25 protein-coding genes are annotated in these 20,245 nt (G+C 34.4%); 9 read left to right on the top strand and 16 right to left on the bottom strand.

What is annotated here, in order from left to right; all coding sequences use genetic code 11:
* Window positions 1–11: 11 nt before the first annotated feature.
* Both KFZ70_RS07125 and KFZ70_RS07120 read right to left on the bottom strand, forming a co-directional pair.
* The gene (locus KFZ70_RS07125; RefSeq protein WP_139695665.1) at window positions 12–1,187 is read right to left on the bottom strand and encodes a GlmU family protein; all 1,176 of its coding nucleotides are present in this window, start codon (window positions 1,185–1,187) and stop codon (window positions 12–14) included.
* 99 nt (window positions 1,188–1,286) lie between these two features.
* Window positions 1,287–1,538: a type B 50S ribosomal protein L31 gene (locus KFZ70_RS07120; protein ID WP_139695667.1), complete on the bottom strand. Its 252-nt coding sequence runs from the start codon at window positions 1,536–1,538 to the stop codon at window positions 1,287–1,289.
* A gap of 158 nt (window positions 1,539–1,696) precedes the next feature.
* On the opposite strand from KFZ70_RS07120, the gene KFZ70_RS07115 reads away from it, so the two are divergent.
* From KFZ70_RS07115 to KFZ70_RS07085, 7 genes are all read left to right on the top strand, one after another.
* Window positions 1,697–2,227, top strand: a complete 531-nt coding sequence (locus tag KFZ70_RS07115) for a DUF4199 domain-containing protein (RefSeq protein WP_139695669.1) — start codon at window positions 1,697–1,699, stop codon at window positions 2,225–2,227.
* Between the two features lie 40 nt (window positions 2,228–2,267).
* A complete protein-coding gene (locus KFZ70_RS07110; protein WP_139695670.1) occupies window positions 2,268–3,218 on the top strand; it encodes a glycosyltransferase family 2 protein in 951 nt (316 codons plus the stop codon).
* A gap of 119 nt (window positions 3,219–3,337) precedes the next feature.
* On the top strand, window positions 3,338–5,068 hold the full coding sequence (locus KFZ70_RS07105; protein WP_199240661.1) for a phospho-sugar mutase: 1,731 nt from the start codon (window positions 3,338–3,340) through the stop codon (window positions 5,066–5,068).
* Window positions 5,068–6,894: an ABC transporter ATP-binding protein gene (locus KFZ70_RS07100; protein ID WP_139695672.1), complete on the top strand. Its 1,827-nt coding sequence runs from the start codon at window positions 5,068–5,070 to the stop codon at window positions 6,892–6,894. Before KFZ70_RS07105 ends, KFZ70_RS07100 begins: the two co-directional genes overlap by 1 nt.
* 296 nt (window positions 6,895–7,190) lie before the next feature.
* Window positions 7,191–7,733, top strand: coding sequence for an RNA polymerase sigma factor (locus KFZ70_RS07095; protein WP_139695674.1), 543 nt, complete (start codon window positions 7,191–7,193; stop codon window positions 7,731–7,733).
* 44 nt (window positions 7,734–7,777) lie between these two features.
* On the top strand, window positions 7,778–8,275 hold the full coding sequence (locus KFZ70_RS07090) for a hypothetical protein (protein ID WP_139695676.1): 498 nt from the start codon (window positions 7,778–7,780) through the stop codon (window positions 8,273–8,275).
* A gap of 10 nt (window positions 8,276–8,285) precedes the next feature.
* Entirely contained in the window at window positions 8,286–8,735 is a 450-nt protein-coding gene (locus KFZ70_RS07085) for a hypothetical protein (RefSeq protein WP_139695678.1), read from the top strand.
* An 85-nt stretch (window positions 8,736–8,820) separates the two neighbouring features.
* On the opposite strand, the gene KFZ70_RS07080 is transcribed toward KFZ70_RS07085, so the two are convergent.
* The 5 genes from KFZ70_RS07080 to KFZ70_RS07060 form a co-directional block, all read right to left on the bottom strand.
* Complete coding sequence (locus KFZ70_RS07080) at window positions 8,821–8,970, bottom strand: hypothetical protein (protein ID WP_158293183.1); 150 nt, start codon at window positions 8,968–8,970, stop codon at window positions 8,821–8,823.
* A gap of 135 nt (window positions 8,971–9,105) precedes the next feature.
* A complete protein-coding gene (locus KFZ70_RS07075; RefSeq protein WP_139695680.1) occupies window positions 9,106–10,026 on the bottom strand; it encodes a YHYH protein in 921 nt (306 codons plus the stop codon).
* Window positions 10,027–10,137: 111 nt separating this feature from the next.
* Window positions 10,138–10,677 carry a hypothetical protein gene (locus tag KFZ70_RS07070; protein ID WP_139695682.1) on the bottom strand — a complete coding sequence of 180 codons (540 nt, stop codon included), beginning with the start codon at window positions 10,675–10,677 and terminating at the stop codon, window positions 10,138–10,140.
* A 2-nt stretch (window positions 10,678–10,679) separates the two neighbouring features.
* Window positions 10,680–10,994: a hypothetical protein gene (locus tag KFZ70_RS07065; RefSeq protein WP_139695684.1), complete on the bottom strand. Its 315-nt coding sequence runs from the start codon at window positions 10,992–10,994 to the stop codon at window positions 10,680–10,682.
* A 38-nt stretch (window positions 10,995–11,032) separates the two neighbouring features.
* Window positions 11,033–11,611: an RNA polymerase sigma factor gene (locus KFZ70_RS07060; protein WP_139695686.1), complete on the bottom strand. Its 579-nt coding sequence runs from the start codon at window positions 11,609–11,611 to the stop codon at window positions 11,033–11,035.
* A 200-nt stretch (window positions 11,612–11,811) separates the two neighbouring features.
* Between KFZ70_RS07060 and KFZ70_RS07055 the strand changes: the two genes are divergently transcribed.
* A complete protein-coding gene (locus tag KFZ70_RS07055) occupies window positions 11,812–13,026 on the top strand; it encodes an RsmB/NOP family class I SAM-dependent RNA methyltransferase (protein ID WP_139695688.1) in 1,215 nt (404 codons plus the stop codon).
* A 111-nt stretch (window positions 13,027–13,137) separates the two neighbouring features.
* Window positions 13,138–14,001 (top strand): fructosamine kinase family protein, encoded by an 864-nt coding sequence (locus KFZ70_RS07050; RefSeq protein WP_139695690.1) that lies wholly within the window; start codon window positions 13,138–13,140, stop codon window positions 13,999–14,001.
* A 64-nt stretch (window positions 14,002–14,065) separates the two neighbouring features.
* Here the strand turns inward: KFZ70_RS07050 and KFZ70_RS07045 are convergent, their stop codons facing one another.
* From KFZ70_RS07045 to KFZ70_RS07005, 9 genes are all read right to left on the bottom strand, one after another.
* Window positions 14,066–14,644: an alkylphosphonate utilization protein gene (locus KFZ70_RS07045; RefSeq protein ID WP_139695692.1), complete on the bottom strand. Its 579-nt coding sequence runs from the start codon at window positions 14,642–14,644 to the stop codon at window positions 14,066–14,068.
* A 114-nt stretch (window positions 14,645–14,758) separates the two neighbouring features.
* Window positions 14,759–15,583, bottom strand: coding sequence for a hypothetical protein (locus KFZ70_RS07040; RefSeq protein WP_139695694.1), 825 nt, complete (start codon window positions 15,581–15,583; stop codon window positions 14,759–14,761).
* Window positions 15,584–15,717: 134 nt separating this feature from the next.
* Window positions 15,718–16,086, bottom strand: a complete 369-nt coding sequence (locus tag KFZ70_RS07035; protein ID WP_139695696.1) for an MmcQ/YjbR family DNA-binding protein — start codon at window positions 16,084–16,086, stop codon at window positions 15,718–15,720.
* The gene (locus KFZ70_RS07030; RefSeq protein ID WP_139695699.1) at window positions 16,083–16,694 is read right to left on the bottom strand and encodes a DUF4230 domain-containing protein; all 612 of its coding nucleotides are present in this window, start codon (window positions 16,692–16,694) and stop codon (window positions 16,083–16,085) included. Before KFZ70_RS07030 ends, KFZ70_RS07035 begins: the two co-directional genes overlap by 4 nt.
* A gap of 3 nt (window positions 16,695–16,697) precedes the next feature.
* On the bottom strand, window positions 16,698–17,051 hold the full coding sequence (locus KFZ70_RS07025) for a DUF4260 domain-containing protein (RefSeq protein ID WP_139695701.1): 354 nt from the start codon (window positions 17,049–17,051) through the stop codon (window positions 16,698–16,700).
* The gene (locus KFZ70_RS07020; RefSeq protein ID WP_139695702.1) at window positions 17,052–17,801 is read right to left on the bottom strand and encodes a cyclase family protein; all 750 of its coding nucleotides are present in this window, start codon (window positions 17,799–17,801) and stop codon (window positions 17,052–17,054) included.
* Window positions 17,802–17,813: 12 nt separating this feature from the next.
* Window positions 17,814–18,950: a radical SAM family heme chaperone HemW gene (hemW, locus tag KFZ70_RS07015; RefSeq protein WP_139695704.1), complete on the bottom strand. Its 1,137-nt coding sequence runs from the start codon at window positions 18,948–18,950 to the stop codon at window positions 17,814–17,816.
* Between the two features lie 14 nt (window positions 18,951–18,964).
* Complete coding sequence (ruvC, locus tag KFZ70_RS07010; protein WP_139695706.1) at window positions 18,965–19,513, bottom strand: crossover junction endodeoxyribonuclease RuvC; 549 nt, start codon at window positions 19,511–19,513, stop codon at window positions 18,965–18,967.
* Window positions 19,513–20,133, bottom strand: coding sequence for an outer membrane beta-barrel protein (locus tag KFZ70_RS07005; protein WP_233244018.1), 621 nt, complete (start codon window positions 20,131–20,133; stop codon window positions 19,513–19,515). Before KFZ70_RS07005 ends, ruvC begins: the two co-directional genes overlap by 1 nt.
* Between the last annotated feature and the right edge of the window lie 112 nt (window positions 20,134–20,245).

Genomic DNA, 20,245 nt, shown 5'->3' with positions numbered 1-20,245 from the left:
TAAAGATTAGTCTAGTCTCTGCGGTATTTTTTTGTTTCTTCAAAGACATGCTCTAAAATGGCTTTATCTTGATCTGAAAACTCAAGATGACGTCTAGACATGACCACTTCGGCAACTTCAAAAGCTTTCTTGGTTAAAAATGTGGTAAATCCGCCACTACCGCCCCAACTAAAACTAGGGATAAAGTTTCTTGGAAATCCGCTTCCAAAAATATTTGCACTAACCCCCACAACGGTTCCCGTGTTAAACATGGTATTGATACCACATTTGCTATGATCTCCCATCATAAGTCCGCAAAATTGCAACCCTGTTCGTGCAAAACGCTCCGTTTCATAATCCCAAAGACGCACCTCGGCATAATTGTTCTTCAAATTAGAGGTATTTGTATCAGCGCCAAGATTACACCATTCACCTAATACAGAATTCCCCAAAAATCCATCATGACCTTTATTTGAATACCCAAACAACACAGCATTATTAATTTCACCGCCTACTTTACTAAAAGGTCCTACAGTAGTAGGGCCATAAATTTTAGCGCCCATTTTAACAATAGCGCCTTCACAAAGTGCAAAGGGGCCACGAATGATGGAACCTTCCATAATTTCAGTGTTTCTTCCTATATAAATAGGACCTTTACTTGCATTAAGTGTTACAAATTCAAGTTTCGCGCCTTCTTCAATAAACACATTTTCGGAAGCTATAACGTTATTGCTAGACGGCATAGGTTGCGAACGTCTACCTTGTGTTAAAAAATTAAAATCGTCAACCAAGGCTTCACCATTTTTTGAAAAAATATCCCAGGTATTATTAATTTCAATAACATCTTCATGAAATTCAATAGCTTCGTAAGCCTCAAAATCAATATCTTCCTGAGCTTCTTTCGTAAAAAAAGCGACAACATTCTCGTCCTTAAAAATAGCTTGATTCTCCTTTAGGTCTTTTATCATTTCTACCAACTCAAAGTTTGGCAAATAAGAGGCATTAATCATGATATTTTCCTCCATCTCTACCATAGGGAATTTATCTGATAGATATTCTTCTGTTACCGTAGTGGTAGTATAATCTAAATAAGACTCCCATTTTTCCCTAATAGTCATGATACCCACACGAATATCAGCAACAGGTCTTGTATAAGTAAAAGGCAACAAACTGTTTCTTGCAGGACCATCAAAGAGAATGTAGTTCATAATAAATAGCGTTAGTTGGTATTGAATTAATAGCGATGTAAAAATAAAAAAGCCTTTCTTTTGAAGAAAGGCTTTTTAAAAATATTATTTGCGCTATATTTATTTCTTAAATTTAGCGTATTTAGTTTTGAATTTATCAATTCTACCAGCTGTATCAACTAATTTAGATTTACCAGTATAATATGGATGAGATGTTCTAGAAATCTCCATTTTAACTAATGGATACTCAACACCATCAACCTCAATAGTTTCATTAGTATCAGCAGTAGATTTAGTTAAAAACACGTCATCATTTGACATATCTTTAAATGCCACTACTCTATAATTTTCTGGATGTATACCTTTTCTCATCGCTAAATGCTTTTTATTCTTTTCAATTTTGGAAGTGCAAATTTAAGCTTTTTTTACAAATGCACAATAGTTTTTAATTTTTTTTATTTTAATTCTAATTGTAACGTTTTCATATCTTTGAATACTAACTAGGCAACCAACAAATTAATTGTTTTATTATGGAAAAATCTTTAAAGTCAATTGCAACCAATTACGGGCTTTATCTTGGCATTTTACTGGCTCTAATCACCGTTTTATCATATGCCATAAACATTGAATTGCTCACGAATATGTGGATTGGCATCTTCATTTTAATTGCTATTATTGTTTTAGGCATTGTTTCAGTCGCTAAAGTAAAACAGGCCCAAAATGGTTTTGCATCTTTTAAAAAAGCTTTTACAGCTTATTTTATTACCGTTTTAATAGGGCTTTTAATCAGCACATTTGTCTCTTATCTACTATTTAATATAATTGATACCGAAGCAGCCGAGATTTTAAAAGAAAAAACCATTGAAACTACGGTTGAAATGATGGAAGGCTTTAACAGTCCATCAGATAAAATAGATGAAGCTGTTAAACAAATTGAATCTCAAAATCAATATGCGCTAGGTAATATCGCAAAAGGTTTAGCTGGTTATTTAGTATTTTTCAGTATTATAGGATTAATTGTAGCAGCTGCAATGAAAAAAAGTAACCCCGACGCCGAATAAATTCAGTATTTTTGGATATTATTTTTTGACAAAATACTAAATGGACCTATCTGTAGTTATACCACTACTAAACGAACAAGACTCATTAACAGAACTTCATGATTGGATTGTGCGCGTTATGAAATCCAATCATTTTTCATATGAAATTCTTTTTATTGATGATGGTAGCACCGATAAATCATGGGATACCATCACCCAATTATCAGCAAAAGACCCAAACGTAAAGGGCATTCGTTTTTTAAAAAACTTTGGAAAATCTCAAGCCCTTCATGCAGGGTTTGATGAAGCGCAAGGCGATGTGATTATTACCATGGATGCCGATCTTCAAGATAGCCCAGATGAGATTCCTGAATTATACCAAATGATTAAACAGGAAGGATTCGATTTAGTTTCGGGCTGGAAAAAAAAGCGCTATGATTCTGTTATTGCTAAAAATTTACCATCTAAACTTTTTAATTGGGCTGCCAGAAAAACATCAGGCGTCAAACTTCATGACTTTAATTGCGGGCTAAAAGCATACAACATTGATGTTGTAAAAAATATTGATGTTAATGGTGAAATGCATCGCTATATTCCGGTACTTTCAAAAAATGCTGGTTTTACAAATATTGGGGAAAAAGTGGTTCAGCATCAAGCTAGAAAATACGGCGAAACTAAGTTTGGTATAGACCGTTTTATCCATGGTTTTTTAGATTTAATAACCATTTGGTTCTTGTCTCGTTTTGCCCGTAGACCTATGCATTTATTTGGAGCCTTAGGCGTTATAATGTTTACCATTGGCTTTGCTTTCTCAGCTTATTTGGGCATAGATAAACTTTATTTTAATCCGTTTGGAAGGCTCATCACCCAACGTCCTCAATTTTATATCGCACTGGCAACTATGATTATTGGCACCCAGTTTTTTGTTGCCGGATTTTTAGGGGAGCTCATTTTAAGAAACCGACCTGACAAACAACGATATTTTATCAAACAAACATTGAATTTAAAATAAACAGAAGTAATACAAAAAATCAAACTTGGTAAGCTATAACGATTTCGAAGGTTTTCAAGATTTATTCCGCGAAAAATGAACGAATTGCTTACTTTTGTTATCCATTTTTTTTTAGCATTATGATACACATTGAACCTAAAATTTTAGAAAGAATAAACACGTGGTTAACTCCAACTTTTGATGAAGAAACCCAAACCACTATAAAAGAAAGCATCGCTAATAGTCCGAAAGATATTCAAGAGAGCTTCTACAAAGATTTAGAGTTTGGAACAGGAGGCATGCGTGGCATAATGGGCGTTGGCACAAACAGGATTAACAAATACACCCTAGGCAAAAGTACACAGGGTTTAAGTAACTATTTACACCAACAGTTTCCAAACGAAACACCCAGAACGGTTATTGCTTATGATTGCAGACATAACAGTAAAACTTTAGCCAAAGTCGTTGCCGATGTGTTTTCTGCTAATGGTATTGAAGTTTTTTTATTTGAAGACTTAAGGCCTACACCAGAATTATCATTTGCCGTAAAACACCTAAATTGTCATTGTGGTATTGTATTAACGGCCTCTCATAATCCACCTGAATATAACGGTTATAAAGTGTATTGGCAAGACGGTGGGCAACTAGTGCCGCCACATGACAAAGGGGTGATTAATGAAATAAATACCGTTGAGTATTCTAACATTAAATTTGACGCAAACAAAGATCTTATAACATATATTGGTGAAGATGTAGATGATGTTTTTATAAATGCCTCAGTAATTAACGGAAGCGTTGGCGCTACACAAGAAGCTAAAGATGATTTAACTATTGTGTTTACCTCACTTCACGGTACATCTATAACCGCTGTTCCTGAAACTTTAAAGCGTGCAGGGTACAAAAACGCACATATTGTAAAAGAGCAAGAAGTGCCTGATGGGGCTTTCCCAACTGTGGCGTCTCCAAATCCAGAAGAACCTGCCGCCCTAAAAATGGCCTTAGAATTGGCTGACAAGGTAAATGCAGATATTGTGATTGGGACCGACCCTGATTGCGACAGGTTAGGTGTTGCGGTGCGTAATGGCAAAAATGAATTGCAATTACTTAACGGAAATCAAACCATGGTTATGATGACCGATTTCTTGTTAAAACAATGGAAAGCTGAAGATAAAATAAAAGGCAAAGAGTTTATTGCATCAACTATTGTATCTACGCCCATGTTGAAAAAACTTGCCGCGGCTTATCATGTTGACAGCAAGATTGTTTTAACAGGATTTAAATGGATTGCAAAACTCATTCACGATTTCCCTGAATTAGATTTTATTGGTGGTGGCGAAGAAAGTTTCGGGTTTATGGTGGGCGACTTTGTGAGAGACAAAGATGCGGTAACCTCAACCCTTTTAGCCTGTGAAATTGCGGCTATTGCCAAATCAAAAGGAAGCTCTTTCTACAACGAACTCATAAAACTTTATGTAGAACTGGGATGTTATAAAGAAAAACTAGTTTCTCTAACTAAAAAGGGTATTGAAGGTGCTGAAGAAATCAAACAAATGATGGTTGATGCCAGAGAGAATCCATTATCAGAAATCAACGGTTCAAAAGTTGTACGCATTGAAGATTATGAGTTATCGGTAGCTAAAAACGGGCTTACTGGCGAAGTATCAGACATTGATATTCCAAAATCAAATGTAATTATTTATTATACTGAAGATGGGTCACAAGTAGCATTAAGACCAAGCGGCACAGAGCCTAAAATTAAATTTTACGTTAGTGTAAACACCCCATTAAATTCAATAGAAAATTTCGATAAGGTGGAAGCGCAATTAGACGCTAAAGCTGAAACGATTTTAAAAGACATGAAGCTAATTTAATGAGTCACTTTACCAATATTTTAAAATATGCTAAACCCTATAAGGCTTATGCTTTAGGACACATTGTTTCAAATATTTTTTACGCCCTTTTTGGAGCGCTCTCTTTTGTAGCGCTCATTCCTATGCTAGATATTTTGTTTCAAAAGGATGCCGTTGTACCAACTGAAGCACCCGTTTACCAAGGTATAAATAATATTAAAGATTTTTATAAGGATTTCTTGGCGTATCATGTTAATCAATATGCTCAAGACGATCCCCAAAAAGCCTTAATTTTTGTTGTAAGTCTCATTATCGTTCTATTCTTATTAAAGAATATATTTAGCTATTTGGCATATTACTTTATGGTATTTTTAAGGAATGGTGTTGTTAGAGACTTAAGAAATACTGTGTATAAAAAAACCATAGAGCTCCCTTTATCTTATTTTTCAGATCAGAAAAAAGGAGATGTAATGGCCAGAGTAACTACCGATGTAGCCACCCTTCAATACTCTATGCTACCTGTTTTAGAGCTTATTGCCAGAGAACCCTTAATGATTATTTTCACACTCATCATGATGCTTCTAATTAGTATGAAGCTAACCATTTTTGTTTTTGTTTTTATACCGCTTTCAGGATGGATTATTTCTATAATTGGCAAAAGTTTAAAGCGAAAATCAGATCGGGTTCAAAAGGAACAAGGGTCTATTCTTTCTACGCTTGAAGAAACATTAACTGGATTAAGAATCATTAAAGGTTTTAATGCCCAGGAGAAATTTTACAACCGTTTTCAAGAATCAAGTGACCGATTTTATCACTTTTCAAATAAATTATTAAACCGCCAAAATTTAGCCTCACCAACCAGTGAGTTTCTTGGTATTTTAGTAATTTCAATCTTACTGTGGTATGGTGGTCAGCTTGTTTTAGTAGATCAATCTCTTGATGGTAGTTCCTTTATTGCCTATATGGGATTAGCCTATAACATTATGGTTCCTGCCAAAGCCATTTCAAGAGGGCTGTATAATATCAAGCAAGGTAATGCTGCTGCGGAACGGATTCAAGAAATAATCGATGCTAAAAACCCTTTAAAAGATAAGGATAATGCTGTTGTTAAAACAGGCTTTAACAAAAACATCTCTTTTGAAAACATTTGGTTTAAGTATGAAAACGATTATGTTTTAAAGGATTTTTCGCTTACTATCCCAAAAGGGAAAAAAGTGGCACTTGTTGGCCAATCTGGCAGTGGCAAATCCACTATAGCAAATCTTATTACCCGATTTTATGATGTTAACAAAGGAGCTATAAAAATTGATGGTACAGATATTAGAGACCTTACCACAGCCTCATTGAGAAATCAACTTGGTATTGTAACCCAAGATGCTATTTTATTCAATGAAAGCATTAAGAATAACTTAAAACTTGGCAAAGACGACGCCACTGACACTGAAGTTATTGAAGCTTTGAAAGTGGCCAATGCCTGGGAATTTGTAAAAGACTTACCTCAAGGTATTGAAACGAACATAGGAGACTCTGGCAATAAACTTTCTGGAGGCCAAAAACAACGCTTAAGTATTGCGCGAGCCGTTTTAAAAAGTCCGCCCATTATGGTGTTAGATGAGGCAACCTCAGCCTTAGATACAGAAAGTGAACGTCTAGTTCAGGTGGCACTTGAAAACATGATGAAAAACAGAACCTCTATAGTTATTGCACACAGACTTTCTACTATTCAAAACGCCGATGAGATTGTTGTACTACACAAAGGAGAAATAGTAGAGCAAGGAAAACACGAGGCACTCATTGCTAAAAAAGGGGTATACCAAAAGCTAGTGGAAATGCAAAGTTTTGAATAACCCTTAAAGAGTTAAATAAAATGAAAAAAGGATAGAGTTTTGGGGGCTTCTATCCTTTTTTTAGTTTATGTTAGATTTGGGGACGACTAACATATTAAGTAGGTTTCTGAGACAAATATAAGTTAGAAAATTGTTTCTGACAAGAAAAATTTACACTTTATCGATATTATGATGCTTTTTATCGATAATATTTTATTTAAAACACTGTATATCAACATAATACATTATTCAAGTTTATGAAAAATTTATTTTAAACTTTTTGTATATTTCGTGGTCATACATGTAAACAATTGTTTGTGATTAAGGAAGCCGAACTAGTAGAACAATTAAAATCTGAACAACACAAGGATAAAGCTTTCGGCACACTTATGTCGTTATACAAAGAGCGTCTATATTGGCACATCAGGCATATAGTAAAATCACATGATGATACAGATGATGTGCTACAAAACACCTTTATTAAGGTGTATAGGAATATTAATCATTTTAAGGGAGATAGCAAACTGTTCTCGTGGATGTATAGAATAGCTACAAATGAATCTATTACATTTATAAATAAACGTGCCAAACAATTACAGGTGAGTAGTGAGGAAGTAAAAAAACTAGCTATTACTAATTTATCTGCTGATGTTTACTTTGAAGGCAAGACCATTCAATTAAAGTTGCAGAAAGCGATTGCTACCTTACCTGAAAAACAACAATTGATATTTAACATGAAATATTTTCAGGATTTAAAATATAAAGAAATCTCTGAAATTCTAGAAATAACTGAAGGCGGACTAAAAGCCTCCTATCATATTGCTGTAAAAAAAATTGAAGCTTATTTGACTAATAATTAAACCTTTGTAAAATTAATGAGTCAAAACACTGTAAGTAGAAAAAAATGAAAAATAAAAAATTACATCATATAAAATCAACGGGGTTTAAAATACCTGAGGACTATTTTGAATCTCTAGAAAGCAAAGTGTTCAGTAAAACAGGTCAACCAAGTATTCTTAGTGGCCATGATTCTGGGTTCACTGTTCCAAAGCAGTACTTTGAAACTATTGAACAAGCAGTTATATCACGTATTGAGGATAAACCCGCAACTAAAGTAAGATCACTTTTTACAAAAAAAGCCGTGTTTTATGCATCCAGCATCGCTGCTACCATCATATTATTACTTAACCTTTCCATATTTGATAAAACGCCAACATTTGATACTTTAACCACTGAAACGGTTGAAGATTATCTCATTGATGAAAATGTGAGTTCTTATGAAATTGCATCCTTATTATTAGAAGAAGAACTTGAAACAGGTATGACGCTTAATGTGGATGATGACGCGCTTGAAGCTTATTTACTAGAGCATGCTGACATTGAAACTTTAATGATTGAATAAATACATAAAGATGAAAAAATTAATTGCCGTACTTTTATTAGTGGTAACTCCAATATTATCGGCCCAAAATAAGAATGGGACTAGCAGAGAGCAAATTAGGGCGCTTAAAGTATCTTTTATTACTGAAAAACTAAATCTCAGTAAAAGTGAAGCCCAAAATTTTTGGCCTATTTATAACGATTTTGAAAAAGAAACATTTCAAATTAAACACAAAGAAATGCGTGCCCTGCGTAATGAAATAAAAGATCACGCTGAAACGATGTCTGAAGCTGAAGCTGAAAATCTGATAAATAGAATTAAAACTGCAGAGCGTAAACTACACGCCTTAAGAATGGAACTACCAAACAAACTGGCTCCTGTTATTTCATCAAAAAAAATAGTGCTCCTAAAATTAGTTGAAGAAGAGTTTAAAAGGCATATGTTTGAAGAACTTAAAAAACGTAAAAAGGAGAGCCATTAACCGCTCTCCTTTTTTTATACCTCCCTTAAAAAAACTTCCATACAGAACCCTTAATAATTGAATATACCTCCATTAAATTATAGATTTAATGTGCATGTTCACCAATAGTTGCTGTTACTTTTTTACTAGATTCCCTTTGATTAAAACCATTGCTTATCATGATGATATTTAATGCTACAATGGTTACAATAACAACAACAAAAATGGCAACAATTTGGTTTCTCTTAAAGTTCATGTATTGAGATTTGTTTAGGTATTTTGATGCGTCTTTTAAAAAAAACTTGCGTCTTGATGAAAAAATAATTTCTCCTGATTTATCAAATCTTTGGTTAGAATACTTTGGCGACACTACTTTTCTTAAAAGACATCGTTAGTTTCTAGATTTATGGTGGCGTGAGCCAAATCTGCCGCGTCGTAGTTCGTCCTCCTCAAATGCTCCCATTAAGCACCTGCCAACATAAGGAAATGTAGTAGTAACAAAATACATATAGGCACCATTTACCATAACACCATTGCATTCATCTAAATCACCAGAACCTTCAATATATTCATAATCTGACGTAAAAGTACCATCATGATTACCCTTTACTAAAATACTAAGTATTTGTTTAGGATTGGTATATGTACATCCATCACCTACGCGATTTCCTATTGCTAACTTATAGCTTGGTTTATAACGTTCACTTTTAGAAAAATAGATAGGAAACCCATCTTTAGCAAATCCAATATGAACCAAATCACCACCAGTATCAAAGGTCTTAATAACAGAAGTTGGTGTACCATGATAATGATAGGCACCTGTGGGTTGCACATGCGCATGATTAAAATCCAGACCTAAATTAATCAAATCTTGAAAAGCTTCTACCCGATAATTCTCTCCCGTATCACAAACAACCACTTCGGCGGTACCTGGCTCAAACTTAACACCATTAAGCGCCACACCGGGTTCTCTCACCCATTTAGGTTGTCCCGTATATTTTGGACGAACTGGAAAAGAATAAATTCTATGTTGTTCAGAAATGGTATTAGGATTGCCTCGAGTAGGAAACTGGCCTGTTTCATGATTTGGTAAAGCGTTAGTAGTCATAATTCTTTTAGCACCTTTAATGATTACTGAAGTTTTAGTACCAAATACAGGGTCATTCAATTGATACGCTCCAAAATAGTCTGTATGCTGATGATTAACATGGGATGACCGACCGGTTTCAATTGAATCGTTTTGTGCAGTGCCTATAATATGTAAGCACAGCATTATGAGGATTAGCACCTTAGGTAAATTTTTATTTATCATCTGTATTCCTTTTAACATTTAGTTTTTAGATGTTTCTTGAACAAAAAACTGGTGCAACTACTAACAAAAAGACCTTCACAAATATGAAGGTCTCACTTTTTAAACATTTTTTTACTCTTGCTGCGGCAAATGTCTATTCGAATCCATTCTTTGAGGATGCGGTGGGTGAGCTCCCTGAAACGTTGCTCTACTTGGAGGCCTCTGCTCTTGCCTACCGTGTTTGTGCAGCGCATCATTAATTATTCTCTTAAAACGTTCCTTTTGTTTGTTGTTACATAGCGTTTGAATCGTTTTAAAATGCGAAAACGCTTCCTTCTCTTTTTCCATTTCAACTTGACCTATTAAAGAAATAATAGAGTCTGTTTTAGTCTCATTAGTCTCTTGCTCTGATAAGGTATTGAACAATAAATCTTTCAATCGTTTTAACTCCTCAGAACACCTTTTCATACGTTCATGATGCCCCACACTTGACATTCTTAACGCCTCCATTTGTTCTTCACTGAACTGTAGTTCTTTTAATATAAAATCACCTGGCCTAACCATATCTTTCCCCTTTCTATCAATATTATTCCCTACATAATTATATAAAAAGAACCCATTAGCTATCACTAAAAAAAGGAACAGTATGTATAAAACGATATTCTTTTTCATAGTTATTTTAATAATGAAAATTGATTGGGAGTTGATAACCCATAAGATTCAGCAAATTGAGACACATGATGATCATAAGTGGCTTGTTGCATTCTTGTATAAGCAATCACATTTAGAATAATAATACAAACTAATGACGCCAATTGTAATTTTGGCGTAAACCACAACCAAATGCGGCTCTCTTCTTCTTTTTTATCAGCAAATAAAACCTGCATGGTTTTATCTTTAAAAAATGCAGATACAGACACTTTCTGAATACGCTCTGAAACATTTATAGTTTCATCAATCTGGTTTTGTATGTTCTTATCTCTATCCATATCAAATATTTAGATGCAATACATTTAAAAAACTTGCGTTATTTATTGTTTTTATAAAAATTCTCTAGAAGCGTTCTCAAATTCTTTTTGGCACGAAACATAAGAGACTCTACTGAAGAAAAACTTTTTTCTATAATATCGCTTATTTCCTGGTAACTTTTCCCGTCAATTTTGTGCAAAATAAACACCACTTTCTGGGCATTTGGTAACTGATTAATAGCATAAAACAAGATATCACTTTTCTCCTTGTTTTCAAGAATTACCCCTGGATGGTTTACTTCTGTAAAGTAATGGCTTTTATCTAAAGGCATTTCATGTCCTAATAACGACTGCATAAACCCAAATCGTTTTTTAGTATTTCGCTTTCTAATAAATTCCAAACATTTATTGGTGGTAATTCTATAAATCCAGGTTGATAATTTAGAATTACCTTTGAATGTTCCAATGGAATTAAAGACCTCAACAAACACTTCTTGTGCAATATCTTCGGCATCCTCTTTACTAGGCACAAAAGAGATACAAGTAGCAAACACCTTTTGCTGAAAATCATCCAACAATCGCGCATAAGCGCTGGCGTTGTGGCGCTTTAACTTTTCTATAAATTCGTCTTCGGTCAAATATGCTAATTAACTTATGCAAGTTTAGATGATAAAGAACAAAAAAACTTGTGCTTGATAACTTTTTTTCTCACTTGTGGCTTAGATTCAGGTTTACACTATAGCCTTAGCCAACCACTCTTAAAGTTGTAATAAATCCTATTTATCACAAATAGTAATGTAAACAATTTAAACGTACCTTTGCGCTTCAATAAATCAAGATGAGATTACACAGAAACCTTTGTTTTGCGGTCATTGATGGATTAACATTAATCTTTAATGAAGGGCAATATGCCGATAAAGTGATTCAGCAATTATTAAAACGCGATAAACGTTGGGGGGCTAGAGACAGAGCTTTTGTTGCCGAAACCACTTATGACATAGTAAGATGGAAACGTCTTTATGCTGAAATAGCCGAAGTTAAAGAACCATTTCATCGAGATAACCTATGGCGCATGTTTGCGGTTTGGGCCACCTTAAAAGGCATAAGACTTCCCGATTGGAAATATTTTGAAAACACACCTACCCGAAAAATAAAAGGACGATTTGATGAACTTTCAAAAATTAGAAAATTCAGAGAGTCTATCCCAGATTGGATTGACGAAGTTGGTGTGCAAGAATTGGGAGAGAATAAATGGACTAAGGAAATTGCTATGCAAAATGAGCAAGCCGATGTTATTCTTAGAGTGAATACGCTAAAAACAACAAAAGACAAGCTACAGAATGTGCTTGCGGATCAAAATATTGAAACCGAATTTTTAAAAGGCTATCCTTCGGCTCTTAGATTGACCGAACGTGCCAATGTATTTGTCACCGACGCCTTTAAAAATGGTCTTTTTGAAGTTCAGGATGCTTCTTCTCAATTGGTAGCTGATTTTCTTGATGTGAAACCTGGCATGAAGGTCATAGATACCTGTGCTGGTGCTGGAGGTAAAACATTACACATTGCTTCTTTGATGGAAAACAAAGGACAAATTACAGCCATGGATATTTACGAAAGTAAACTCAAAAAGCTTAAGGTAAGAGCTCGCAGAAATGGAGTACACAATGTAGATTTAAAAGTTATAGATTCTACAAAACCTATAAAAAAATTATACAATAAGGCCGACCGTGTTTTAATTGATGCACCCTGTTCTGGTTTGGGAGTATTACGAAGAAATCCTGATGCTAAATGGAAACTAGAGCCAGAATTTTTAGATCGTATTAGAGTAACACAGCAAGAGGTACTGCAACAATATTCAAAAATGGTAAAACCTGGTGGTAAATTAGTTTATGCCACCTGTTCAGTGTTGCCTTCTGAAAATCAAAATCAAGTTAATGCCTTTTTAAAAACTGAAGCTGGTGCTCAATTTAAGTTTGTTAAAGACAAAAAAGTATTCGCTCATGAATCTGGTTTTGATGGATTTTACATGGCACTTTTAGAACGAAAACCTTAATTAAAACAGCTTTTAAAGACGATATTTTTTAAATAAAATAATAGAGCATTTCTACCACGGGAAGTTATAAATAGGTTTAACCATGTTAAGAATACTTTGTATTTTTAATACATGATTCCTAATAGTTTTAAGACTTACCTTACCAAACACTTCAACGAAAACATCACGCAGATATCACCTATTCATGGCGGTGATATCTCAAAAGCTTTTAAGATTGATACGGCTACCAATAGTTATTTTTTAAAACTCAATAACAGGCCAGATGCCAAAGCACTATTTCAAGCGGAGGCTTATGGTCTAAATAGTATTGCACACACAAACACTATAAAAACACCAGAGGTTTTGGTCTGTGACAGGTTTCACAACACAGCATTTTTGTTATTGGAATATATTAATTCAAAACCGTCTTCAGGGAATGATTTTAAGCGCTTAGGCACTCAATTAGCTCAACTGCATGGCTGCACTTCAGATACTTTTGGATTAAAACTCGATAATTTTATTGGATGTTTACCCCAAAGCAACAAACATTATAATGATTGGGCTAGCTTTTATTTTAACGAACGTCTTTTACCACAAATAAATTTAGCCAAACAAAAAGGTTTGTTAAAAAATGCTGAATGTCCTAACGAAAAACAAATAGAAACGCGCTTAAAAGAGTTATTAAAAGCGGTCAGACCTTCCTTACTTCACGGGGACTTATGGAGCGGTAATTATTTAATTTCTGAAGACGGCACGCCTTATTTGATAGACCCAGCCATTTATTATGGACATCATGAAGTGGATATTGCTATGACAAAACTGTTTGGTGGTTTTGATACGTCATTCTACAATTCGTATCATTCCTATTTTCCAATTACGCCTGAAAGCAGTGATAGATTGGAAATATACCTGCTGTATTACCTCTTGGTACATTTAAACCTATTTGGAAGTTCATACCATAGTGCGGTAACTTCTATCTTACAAAAACAATTTTAGTTATAAAACCTTAAGTACAAGCTAATTTAAAATGAAAATCAAGATTAGGGCAAGAATCTCAAAATTATATTTTTTTCACGTAATCTGTAACTATTACTATTTGTTGCGCCCCTACTTTACCTTCAATATACTTGTCATTATCCCGATCTAAACGAATGTTTCTAACAGCTGTACCCTGTTTAGCCACCATACTTGACCCTTTTACTTTAAGGTCTTTTACCAGCACTACAGCATCACCATTTTGAAGCACCACCCCGTTAATATCTCGATGAATAACTTTCTCACTATCGTCTTTATCTTCTCCTGTGGCTCTTGCCAAAGTTAAGGCTTCGTCATCTAGATACATCATATCTAATAAATCCTTAGGCCATCCTTGGTTGCGTAATCTTTGAAGCATACGCCAAGCCATAATTTGCACTGCAACGTGCTCACTCCACATGCTATCATTTAAACATCGCCAATGATTTGGATTCATTGCTTCATGTCCATCAATTTGATCAAGACACGTTTTACAAACCAATACATCATTAGCTACATTTTCATTTAAGGATGGTGGAATGGTATATTGAGCCAAATCTTTCTCTGATTTACATAATTCACAGGTATTGTTACTTCTTTCTTTTAAAGTTTGTAGAACGCTCATAGTGGTGTGACTTTTATGACTGCAAAAGTACGTTTAAATGCAACTGCTTACAAGTTTAGCTATCACAAAAAAAGACGCCTCTTTGACGTCTTTTTTCAGTATTTGCTTCTTTGTTTACTTACTTAACCCAGCTACAAACTGGTAAACAGCATCACCATGAACGCCATTAAAATATTTGTTAAATGTTTTCCAACGTTCTTTTCTTTCAGCCTCATCTGGCCATGCTTCTTTCATAAGTTCAGGTAAACCATCAAACATTTTTTCTAAGTCTGCCATAGAATCTAAAAAATAGGCTTCCATCATTTCGGTAGCATCATGCCCCCAAGCATGTCTGTGGGTATAATACCCTTTTATCAAATCATTATCCTTGATTAGTTTTTCAAAATTACTAGTCATTAATGCTCTTATTTCCTCAATATCACCATCTTCTGGAAATGCCATATGATTTGTTCGCACATAACAAATAAGATCTTTTGACACATCTTTTAATGGTTTCACGAACGACATTGTGTTGTAAATCTCATCAGCGTGTTGATTTGAATAATAAGCTCTTTGTTTATTTAAAAAGGCGTCACGATCTTCTTCTTCTGGCCAAGCTTCTTTAGTTAATTCATTATCTCTTTCTCCAGCTTTCTCTATATCTGCCCAATTTTCATAAGTTCTTACATAAATCAGCTCTGTATTATCAGGAGTCATTTGATGTAAATAGAATGACGAGTTCATAACATACTCGTTTTTCATGGTTACTTTTTCTAAATACTCTTTTTCTACCGATTTCCAAGTGTCCATATCGAAATCTTCGTAATCCATATTCCAGTGCATTGTGGTTACGGTGATATACTTTGGTCGTTTGGGCGCATCATCTTGAGCCATTACAAAACTTGTAGAGCTCACTAATAAAAATGATAACAGCAGTAAAATTTGATTGGTTGTTTTCATAATCTGTTAAAAATTAAAGTTAATATAATAGGTTGATTAAATACTACTTTAGGATTTAAGGCAATTCGATTATGCTAATAACAAATGTTTGAGAGACAATGCCTTATAAATGTACAACAAAAAACTGTGGAATACTAAAGATTATTCAGATTATCACGCATTTTTTTTGTCATACCTTTTACAACCATATCATAGGAATGATCAATAAGATGCGTTATAAGCTCTAGTGCTAACTGGCCTTCATGAAGGTAAAGGGTATTCCAATGTTTTTTACTCATATGATACCCTGGTCGAATATTACTATACTGGGCTCTTAACCTTTCTGAATAATCTGGATCGGCTTTAAGGTTTATTGCCGCCTGTCCACTTTCCCATTTTTTTAATGAAATTAGCGCAAACATTTTATCTAGCACTTTAAACACTAGTATATCTTCATCAAATGGAAAACTTTCAGAAGTTCCCTTTTTACCGAGGCAGTATGTTCGGATTGCTTCTATGTTCACGCTTCAAGTTTAGGCGTTTTATAAGATTCTATTTTTAAATCAGAATAGTCTAGTTTCCACCCAATGGTTTCAACTATAGCTTCAATAATTAAAACGGCTTCCTTGGCTTCCTGCTTCGCGGCTTCCAACAAACCACTATTAGGAATTTTATCTTTAATATGTTGTTTTGCTTCATTATGAAGCCCTGTTAAATCGGCTGCTTCAAACTTATTGAACAAACCATCCGTTTTATCATAGTAATTCAAATTGGTTTCAATTGACAATACTTCGGGCTGAGGAAATCGCTCTAAAATAACCGTTCGGGTTTTAATATCTGTACGAATGGCGATTTTTGACAAATCAAAACCAACATGCGCTTTAGCCTTAATAACTACTAACGCTTTTTTTCTACTAGAGACCAATTTTAAAAACCGCTCTTTTACATCTTGATAATGATAAATTTCGGCAAAATCGCCTTCTACAGTAATGAGCTTACATACTTTATTAATTTTATCTAGCAAGATGGCCGATTGTGATTCAACTATCTGTTTATTTTTTATGGATTGAAAATAAGCGATAATTCCCCAACATAGCAACAGCCCTATTAAAATTCCTAAAACAACATCCATACCCTACACTTTACCAATTGCTCCCAAATGTGTTTGTTTAAAATGGCTGTAATATTTTAAGCCATACCCAAAAACTCTATCGAAAGACGCATGAGAAAACAAAATAATACCAGCTAATTGCAAGAGCTCTTTATTTAAGTAATACCCTAGCAACAACATAAAAATAGCAATACCCTTATGGTGACACATATTATACGTGATAGCTCCTACTTTTGAATTAACAACGTAACCAAGCATTCCTAAATCTGGCAATAAAAATAAGCCAACAAACCACCACCAACTATAGTTTAAGGCGCTAAAAAGATAAACCCCTAAAAAAAACATAAAAAGTTCTTCTATTTTTAATGATGTCTTCATTTAGCTTATAATTTTATATAAAATAGGTTTACTTGGTGTAGCATCATTTTCAAAGGGTGCTATTTGTAAATTTAAAAAATACTCGCCGTCTTCAACACTATTAGGCACATAAATAAGTTCTGTAATGGTGGCATCCATGCGCAACTCCCCTTTGGTATTCCAGAACACATTATGTCCTAGCATAGCACCCTCATCTTTCTCTCGGTCAATGCTTGGCAAGTCAATTAGCAAATGTTTTATGCCTTTTTCTACCAGATAAGCAACCGCGTCTTCAAGTAAATAAGGCCAATTGGTGTTTGAATACTGCTTGTTTTTTTTAAGTTTTGTGTTGGGCATGGTCCGTATCACCAAGGCGTCTCTTTTTTTATTACCCAGCATGAATTGTAACTGTTTTTTTGAAATCACTTTATCTTCTAAAAATGTTTCTGGAGCAACAGTAATGACTTCGGCCAGAAAAAAAAACTGTTTTAAATGTGCATTTATAGAATGTACTTTTTTGGTAATATGCCCCACACATTCTGTGTGTGTGCCATGCGCATGGGGATTAAAGTAAATATTGTTAAAATTGACACTCGCCTCTTGAGCCACTGCTGCCACCCAATCACCATCCTTTTCGGGTTCTATAGTTGGCGGACCAACATACCAAGCATTCACATTAATGTTTGACGCTCTTAAAGGAATAGAGATGTCAATAGGTTGTTTTAAATCAATTTTAAGTTTTCTTGAATTGTACTGTATTGTTGTGATCATACGTAAATATAATCAAATCATAAACAATTCAGAAGCGATACCGTCAATTAAAAATTTTCCTTTCGATGTAGCTTTGAGTACTTTTTCTCTATGTTGAGTTTCTATTTGTAATAATCCTTCAAGCACAAACTTTTCAGACGCTTTTTTTAAATGCAAAATAAACGCTTCTCCAAAGACCTCTTCAATAGCAGTAAATGACACACCCCAAATGGTTCTTAGACCTGTCATAACAAACTCATTATAACGATCTTTTTTTGAGAGCACTTCAACCGTTTCAGGTAACGTTCCTTTTTGAATACCTAGTATGTACTTTGAATTATTGGCCACATTCCAACTACGCTGATTCCCTACAAATGAATGTGCCGAAGGCCCAATGCCTAGATATGGTTTCCCTTGCCAGTAACTGGTATTATGCTTTGAAAAGTAATTTTGCCTTCCAAAATTTGATATTTCATACTGTACAAAGCCCTCGGTTTCTAAGCGATTGATTAGATGATTAAAATGTTGTAAAGCCAAAGCTTCCTCCACTGGCGGATAAACCCCTTTCTTTATAAAAGCATCTAGAGCTGTTTTAGGCTCAACAGTTAACGCATAACTTGATATGTGATTAATATTAAAACTTAAAGCGATATCTAAGTTTTTATTCCATTTATGGGCACCCATTTTAGGGATTCCATAAATCAAATCAATAGTGATATTATCAAAGTATTTTGAAGCGGTTTTTAAACAATTTACAGCCTCCTCAGCATTATGAGCGCGGTTCATACTTTTTAAATCGTCATCAAAAAAAGACTGAATACCGATGCTTAATCTATTAATTTTTGATTCTGATAAATTTTTGATTCGTTCTGATGATAGATCATCTGGATTAGCCTCAAGTGTTATTTCAGGATTAGCAACCACTGTAAAATTCTGATGCACAACATTTAAAATACTGGCTAATTCTTCATTGGTTAATAAGGAAGGTGTACCACCACCAAAGTATATCGTTTCAATGGGTTGGCCTTGCAAAGCATCCTTTCTTATAACTATTTCCTTTACAAGACATGCTATCATATCCTCTTTTTTCTTCAATGATGTTGAAAAGTGAAAGTCGCAATAAAAACACGCTTGTTTACAAAAAGGAATATGAATGTAAATTCCAGCCATAAGTAATTTAGAAATTAGCCTAACTTATCAGGGTTTTGTTTTATAAAAGCATCCCACCCTGTATACCTTTTACCCACCGACACCTGTCCTGAATTATAAAAATGACAAACAGCAGCCGCTAAACCGTCGGTAGCATCTAAGTTTTTTGGCAAACTTTTTAGCTTCAGCAGACTTTGAAGCATTTTTGCCACTTGTTCCTTACTAGCATTGCCGTTTCCTGTAATGGCCATTTTTATTTTTTTAGGCAAATATTCTGTGATAGGAATTTCTCTACTCAATCCTGCTGCCATAGCCACTCCTTGAGCACGCCCCAACTTTAACATACTTTGCACGTTTTTACCAAAAAAAGGAGCTTCAATAGCAATTTCATCGGGGTTGTGGGTGTCAATAAGTTCTACAGTGCGTTCAAATATCAATTTCAACTTAAGGTAGTGGTCATCATATTTTTTCAAATCCAATTCATTAAGCTGTAAAAAATGCATGGATTTACCAACAACTTTAATGAGTCCGAACCCCATAATTGTTGTTCCTGGGTCAATACCTAAAATAATTCTTTCTTTCATTAATCACCACAATAATAACAACCACTTAGTGAAATTGAAGCACCAATAGTTAGGGTAAACATATTTCCGTTAAAAGATCCGAAGCCGCTTTCTACAGGATCAAAATCATCTGAAAAACCAACTATATAAGAAGCATCTAGATACACAGATAACTTATCTGACATGGCATAATGTAATTCTAATCCAGTAATGGTATTCAGATAAGAAGTTTTATTCTCACCATAGTTACCTAAAGGTTTTATCATTGTAACCCCAGGCCCCACATGAACAAAGGCTCCCATTCTGTTTAAAAAACTGGTAAAATGAGACGCATCAAAAACCAATTGTCCATTAATTCTGGTATAATTCACCTTAAAATCAGGCGAATTATTTGCACTTGAAAATCGATTATAACCAAAATCAAGTTTCACTCCCAACGGTTCCCAAAACATATATTGCAAACCTAGATTGATACTTGGAAAATTCACAGAATTAGCTTCAAAATCAGTCACAAAACCAGCCGACGAAGGACTATTAACACCTAAAGCAAACTGTGCTTTTAGAGTCGATGTGTCACTTTGTGAATAACCTATCGGGCTGGAAAAACATATAATAATTCCAATAAAAAAATACGTATTCAAGATAAAAGTGGAGCGCATTAGTTATTATTTGATTTAATTTGTACCCGTTAATGGTAACCATTTCATACAAATCTAAACAATTCTTTTTTGTGCTGACTAAAATTGGCATTAT

The sequence above is a fragment of the Allotamlana fucoidanivorans genome (genome assembly GCF_045788535.1).
Classification (GTDB): domain Bacteria; phylum Bacteroidota; class Bacteroidia; order Flavobacteriales; family Flavobacteriaceae; genus Allotamlana; species Allotamlana fucoidanivorans.
The sequence above is the reverse complement of the archived record's forward strand: the minus strand, read 5'-3'. Positions and strand labels throughout refer to the sequence as shown.

Coding starts and splice junctions, on each gene's coding strand:
- KFZ70_RS07110 (WP_139695670.1), top strand. CDS start 2,268: ATGGACCTATCTGTAGTTATACCACTACTAAACGAACAAGACTCATTA.
- KFZ70_RS07125 (WP_139695665.1), bottom strand. CDS start 1,187: ATGAACTACATTCTCTTTGATGGTCCTGCAAGAAACAGTTTGTTGCCT.
- KFZ70_RS07100 (WP_139695672.1), top strand. CDS start 5,068: ATGAGTCACTTTACCAATATTTTAAAATATGCTAAACCCTATAAGGCT.
- KFZ70_RS07075 (WP_139695680.1), bottom strand. CDS start 10,026: ATGATAAATAAAAATTTACCTAAGGTGCTAATCCTCATAATGCTGTGC.
- ruvC (WP_139695706.1), bottom strand. CDS start 19,513: ATGAAAGAAAGAATTATTTTAGGTATTGACCCAGGAACAACAATTATG.
- KFZ70_RS07065 (WP_139695684.1), bottom strand. CDS start 10,994: ATGGATAGAGATAAGAACATACAAAACCAGATTGATGAAACTATAAAT.
- KFZ70_RS07055 (WP_139695688.1), top strand. CDS start 11,812: ATGAGATTACACAGAAACCTTTGTTTTGCGGTCATTGATGGATTAACA.
- KFZ70_RS07020 (WP_139695702.1), bottom strand. CDS start 17,801: ATGATCACAACAATACAGTACAATTCAAGAAAACTTAAAATTGATTTA.
- KFZ70_RS07040 (WP_139695694.1), bottom strand. CDS start 15,583: ATGAAAACAACCAATCAAATTTTACTGCTGTTATCATTTTTATTAGTG.
- KFZ70_RS07045 (WP_139695692.1), bottom strand. CDS start 14,644: ATGAGCGTTCTACAAACTTTAAAAGAAAGAAGTAACAATACCTGTGAA.
- KFZ70_RS07030 (WP_139695699.1), bottom strand. CDS start 16,694: ATGGATGTTGTTTTAGGAATTTTAATAGGGCTGTTGCTATGTTGGGGA.
- KFZ70_RS07050 (WP_139695690.1), top strand. CDS start 13,138: ATGATTCCTAATAGTTTTAAGACTTACCTTACCAAACACTTCAACGAA.
- KFZ70_RS07080 (WP_158293183.1), bottom strand. CDS start 8,970: ATGAACTTTAAGAGAAACCAAATTGTTGCCATTTTTGTTGTTGTTATT.
- KFZ70_RS07115 (WP_139695669.1), top strand. CDS start 1,697: ATGGAAAAATCTTTAAAGTCAATTGCAACCAATTACGGGCTTTATCTT.
- hemW (WP_139695704.1), bottom strand. CDS start 18,950: ATGGCTGGAATTTACATTCATATTCCTTTTTGTAAACAAGCGTGTTTT.
- KFZ70_RS07090 (WP_139695676.1), top strand. CDS start 7,778: ATGAAAAATAAAAAATTACATCATATAAAATCAACGGGGTTTAAAATA.
- KFZ70_RS07085 (WP_139695678.1), top strand. CDS start 8,286: ATGAAAAAATTAATTGCCGTACTTTTATTAGTGGTAACTCCAATATTA.
- KFZ70_RS07120 (WP_139695667.1), bottom strand. CDS start 1,538: ATGAGAAAAGGTATACATCCAGAAAATTATAGAGTAGTGGCATTTAAA.
- KFZ70_RS07025 (WP_139695701.1), bottom strand. CDS start 17,051: ATGAAGACATCATTAAAAATAGAAGAACTTTTTATGTTTTTTTTAGGG.
- KFZ70_RS07070 (WP_139695682.1), bottom strand. CDS start 10,677: ATGAAAAAGAATATCGTTTTATACATACTGTTCCTTTTTTTAGTGATA.
- KFZ70_RS07105 (WP_199240661.1), top strand. CDS start 3,338: ATGATACACATTGAACCTAAAATTTTAGAAAGAATAAACACGTGGTTA.